Source organism: Clostridium bornimense (assembly GCF_018917145.1).
Lineage (GTDB): Bacteria > Bacillota > Clostridia > Clostridiales > Clostridiaceae > Clostridium_AN > Clostridium_AN bornimense_A.
On record NZ_JAHLOD010000097.1, the window covers coordinates 1 to 4375 of the forward strand.

A 4375-nucleotide genomic window follows, 5' to 3' on the forward strand; every position below is an offset into this window, starting at 1 on the left:
ATTTTCTTCACAATAATCTTTTACAGTTAAATTTTCATCACTAGCATAATAACGATTTATATATTCTCTCCATTCATCATTACTTAATTTTTTATACATACCTAACCTCCTGATAAAATATCATTTTCTTAATTTTATCAATTGGAGATTTTAGTATCTAGGTACTTAATTTTTGACGCTTACGGATATTATGAATAATTTCGAAAAAGATCTGCAATTAGCAATTAATGATTTTGACGTATATAAAGCAGAAGAAATAATAGAAAATAAACTTAAAGATGACAATGAAAACATAGATTTATGGATAAAGTTAGGGGTTACGGTATTATGCCCTCCGTTAGTAGATTATGAAAAGGCATTAAAGTGTGTAGAAAAAATTTACGAATTAGATAATGACAACTTATATGCTTTGATATTAGAATGTTATACACATCATTTTGAATTAGGTGGTGTAGATAGCAAAATGTATCATAAGTTAAATAATATAAAAACTGATAATAAAAAATTGTTATCTATGATTAAGTATATTATGTCTTGGTATTATAGATTTGAAGATTATGAAAACAGAGAAAAACTATTAATTGAATCTATAAATTTATGTGACAGATTTGTATGTAACTTTAATGAATTGGGTTATATATTTTTTCGTCAAAATAAACTATCAGAATCTCAAGCTATGTATAAAAAAGCACTTGATAATATACAATTAGTTTATCCTAAAGAAAATTATATCGATTTTACAGACATCAAAGAACTTATATTTGAAGAAATTTTAGGTATTCATATTACCGACTCTAACAAAGAATATATTGAAAAGTCATTATTAAAAGTGAATAAACTTTTAAATCAATTATAGGATATAATAAAGTGCAAGCATTATGTAAAAGTAATGCTTGCATTTCAATTTTAATGAAAATATTGAGGGATATTATCATAATAATAAATTACACGGATTTGAAACAGGGGATGAGTTATTAACTCTTTGGTTCAGATTATTAATAAAGGTTATAGTAACATTATAAAATCAATCGAAGTATGTAGCTCTAAAAGAAATAGAAACTTTTGATAGTTGGTTAGAGTTTATTTTACAAGATTATGATAACTTAAAAGTAAGTTATATAAAGAATCCTTATAATAGTACTTCAGCTATTGTAACTAGTAAAATAGAAAAAGGTATACTAATGCTATATAAAAATAGCAATATCAATTTATCGTAAAGTTATGACCACCCGTAAAACGGGTGGTTTGCTCAAGCATTATAAGGACGTACTACTTCCAACAACTAAATGGTGTTGGCTTTCATTTCATTCAATCCATACTATTCTTTACTTAAAAACACTGTACAAAGATGATCTTTTATCAATATCTAAAGTAGAAATAAAATAATTTATTTCTACAGTGGCAACATTATTTTCATCTAATTGAGAAATTATAGTACCAAATGAAAGGTTATATGTAAATATAGTATCTTCAGTTATTTTTTCTTCTTGTAACAAAGACGAGTCAATAGATAAATTTTTTAAAAGCCAATTGTTTATAAATATAAGGTTTTCTATAGCAACATTTAAATCATCTATTTTATTATCAATAGAAATAAATATTTTACTTAATTGATTAAAGTTAAATTCAAAATCAATAGAAAGAAGCCTGCAATTATATTTAATAGAATGTAATTTGTAATGAACATATGTATTATTAAGATTAGGTTTATAGAGATTTTCAATACATATTGTATTAAAAAATTCATTAACTGTAGTGTTTTTATTCACTTTAACTATATTTGAAATTTCAAATTCACCAAGATTTTCTTTAATGGTTAAATTTATTGCATCTATATATGTAATATTAATAGATGAATAGCCATGTTCCTTAGAGATTTCGGTAGTAACAGTACCCCAATAAAACTCATAAATATTTGTTGAGCCTTTTTCTAGCTTTTTCGCAATAAATGTTGAATCATAAGATTTTATACAAGATTCTATCCATTCAATAGGGAGTTCTAATTCTTTTTCTATTTTTGAATCATCCCAGTTTTTCCACTGCTCATCATAGTCTTCTAGATATTTTACAATATCTATAGAGTCAATAGTCTTTTTAAATAGAAATGATAAATATAGTTTTCCACTACTATGAATAATAGGTTTTAGCTGGCAATAACAGGCGTTGTAATTATATAATATATATATTTCTTCCTTTGATATATATTTGAGAAAATCCTTTCTAGTAGTAGAGTTTTTAACATTAACTACTGGTGGCAAATATAAATTACCATTAGTAATATCAAAATCTTCTCGAACAGGTTTATCTTCAATAGGAGTTTGTATATTTATATAAATATAATTTTCAAAGTCATTTAAAGTAGTGAAACTTTTTTTTAGGTCAATAACACCAATATCACCTTTAAGTAAAGCATCATAATCAGAATAATCTGTATGAGGAGTAACTGTACTAATTGAAACGGGGATATATTCATGGGTACTTTTACTTTTTAAAAATATAAATTCTTTTAGCAAAAAATCTCTAAGGACCTTAACTTTTAGGCATAAAGAATTTTCAATTAATTCTGATTTAATAATTGTTGCTACTTTAATTATAATAATCACCTTCCTAAACACTTTAGTACAATATATTTATAACATAAAATTAATAAAATGTATTTAATTGTATTAAAGGTTTTGACAAATCCCTATAGTGTATTATATTAATAAACTATATTTTAATGGTAGATTTCAAATGTACGTGACGTAACTTCTGAAATCTATTTTTAATTATTTTGACCTAAAGCTTGGGTAAACTAAAAATAGACTACTGTCACAATTTAAGTTAGTTACTTGTGACAGTAGTCTTAATTAGGTCATCTATTTTTACAAAGGTATATCCTTTTTCAATTCAGAGAGGGATAGTTTTTTCTAACGCTCTAATAGTTCTTAAGGGAGCTTTATTTCTGTCACGACCATCGTGTAAACAGACAAGACAGTATAAACTTCATGAGGTCCATCATCAAAGGTAAGACATAATATTTTTGAATTATTATAAAGCTTAGATTTATAAAAGAATTTTATACGATAATATATAGTTGGAATTCCACTGTAAGATAGAAGTATAATAGCCAGCAATATATATGTCATATCTATACACTCCTCAGTTTTCTTAATTGGATAACTATTAACTACTAATTACTGTTACCAATTTTATTGGCAAATATTAAAGTAATATTTATTAAGTGAAACTGTTTTTTGAGATATATAGAAAGAAAAATAATAGCCTGCTGAAATATTAAATATATTGGAATATGGTGGTATATATATTTAACTAAGCTATTATAATTTGAAAATAATAAAATCCTTTGTTATACTTAAGAAAAGCAGATTGGAATGAAGTGTAAAATGAAAAAGTTATTGTCGCAATTGAAGCTAGATAGTACTAATAATTTAATATCCTTAACTTTGTTCGGAAGCTATAATACCAAACATTGGTATGAAAATAGTAGTGATATAGATATTTTGGCTTTAGTAAAACAGAAAGATTTTAATACAGAGATTGAGATTGAAGATAAATATAGAAACTTATTATCAGAGTATTTTCAATATGATAACATACATTTTACATTTATAGCAATGAATAATTTTGATACTTTATTTGCAGATATATATATATATATATAGATTATGAAGATAAAATAATATTCGATATAGATCTACATTATGACTTTCTTATGTATATTAGTAAATATAATAGGATAAATGATAATTTAATAAGACTAGTAAGAGAGGATTGGGAATCTAAATATGGTGTATTATAGATATAAAAAAGAGAGGTTGAATGATAAATTCAATAGTGTACATGAGTTTTTACTTAAGATAAGGAAAGCTGTTAAATTATATTCAGAGTTGCCAAATGATATTATTGCAAGAGGTATGACAGGATATTTTTCAGATTTTACTGAGTATATAATTGATATTTGTGAAACATATTTAGTAATCAATGATAGATTTAATCCAAGATTGAGTGGTATAGAACTTATAAAAGCTGCTACATCTTATGGATTGATGGATGATTATCTTTGTAATTTTATGATTAAATGCATAACTCTTAGAAATAGATTCACTCATGATTATTATAAAAGAGAAGAAGCAGAATTAGATCTAATAAAATTCTGTAATTCAGATATTTTATATTTGGATATATTTTTAGAATGTTCAAATGAAGTGATAAAACTAAACTATAAAATTGGATAAGAGGTTGCCTATTGGCAACTTTTTTGTATTTAGAAAACCCCGCGTTAGACGTGGGGTTCAGTAAAGCTTATAGCTATGAAACATAATAAAAAAACTCCTTCTGATATAATAAAAATGCGGTCTGGCAACTGCAAAAA

The 4375-nt window shown here is 24.8% G+C and carries 4 protein-coding genes; 3 read left to right on the forward strand and 1 reads right to left on the reverse strand.

What is annotated here, in order from left to right; genetic code table 11:
• The first annotated feature begins 190 nt into the window (after positions 1–190).
• Positions 191–856 carry a tetratricopeptide repeat protein gene (locus tag KQI30_RS16485; RefSeq protein ID WP_253287556.1) on the forward strand — a complete coding sequence of 222 codons (666 nt, stop codon included), beginning with the start codon at positions 191–193 and terminating at the stop codon, positions 854–856.
• 469 nt (positions 857–1325) lie between these two features.
• On the opposite strand, the gene KQI30_RS16490 is transcribed toward KQI30_RS16485, so the two are convergent.
• Positions 1326–2603: a hypothetical protein gene (locus KQI30_RS16490; RefSeq protein ID WP_216464438.1), complete on the reverse strand. Its 1278-nt coding sequence runs from the start codon at positions 2601–2603 to the stop codon at positions 1326–1328.
• A 771-nt stretch (positions 2604–3374) separates the two neighbouring features.
• Here KQI30_RS16490 and KQI30_RS16495 point away from each other — a divergent pair.
• Together KQI30_RS16495 and KQI30_RS16500 are read left to right on the forward strand one after the other, a co-directional pair.
• Entirely contained in the window at positions 3375–3665 is a 291-nt protein-coding gene (locus KQI30_RS16495; RefSeq protein ID WP_216464439.1) for a nucleotidyltransferase domain-containing protein, read from the forward strand.
• Positions 3666–3788: 123 nt separating this feature from the next.
• Positions 3789–4238: a hypothetical protein gene (locus KQI30_RS16500; protein ID WP_253287557.1), complete on the forward strand. Its 450-nt coding sequence runs from the start codon at positions 3789–3791 to the stop codon at positions 4236–4238.
• Positions 4239–4375 lie beyond the last annotated feature (137 nt).

Bases quoted from the DNA above. Each gene is read 5' to 3' on its own strand.
- KQI30_RS16485 (WP_253287556.1), top strand. From the start codon at position 191: ATGAATAATTTCGAAAAAGATCTGCAATTAGCAATTAATGATTTTGAC.
- KQI30_RS16495 (WP_216464439.1), top strand. From the start codon at position 3,375: ATGAAGTGTAAAATGAAAAAGTTATTGTCGCAATTGAAGCTAGATAGT.
- KQI30_RS16500 (WP_253287557.1), top strand. From the start codon at position 3,789: ATGGTGTATTATAGATATAAAAAAGAGAGGTTGAATGATAAATTCAAT.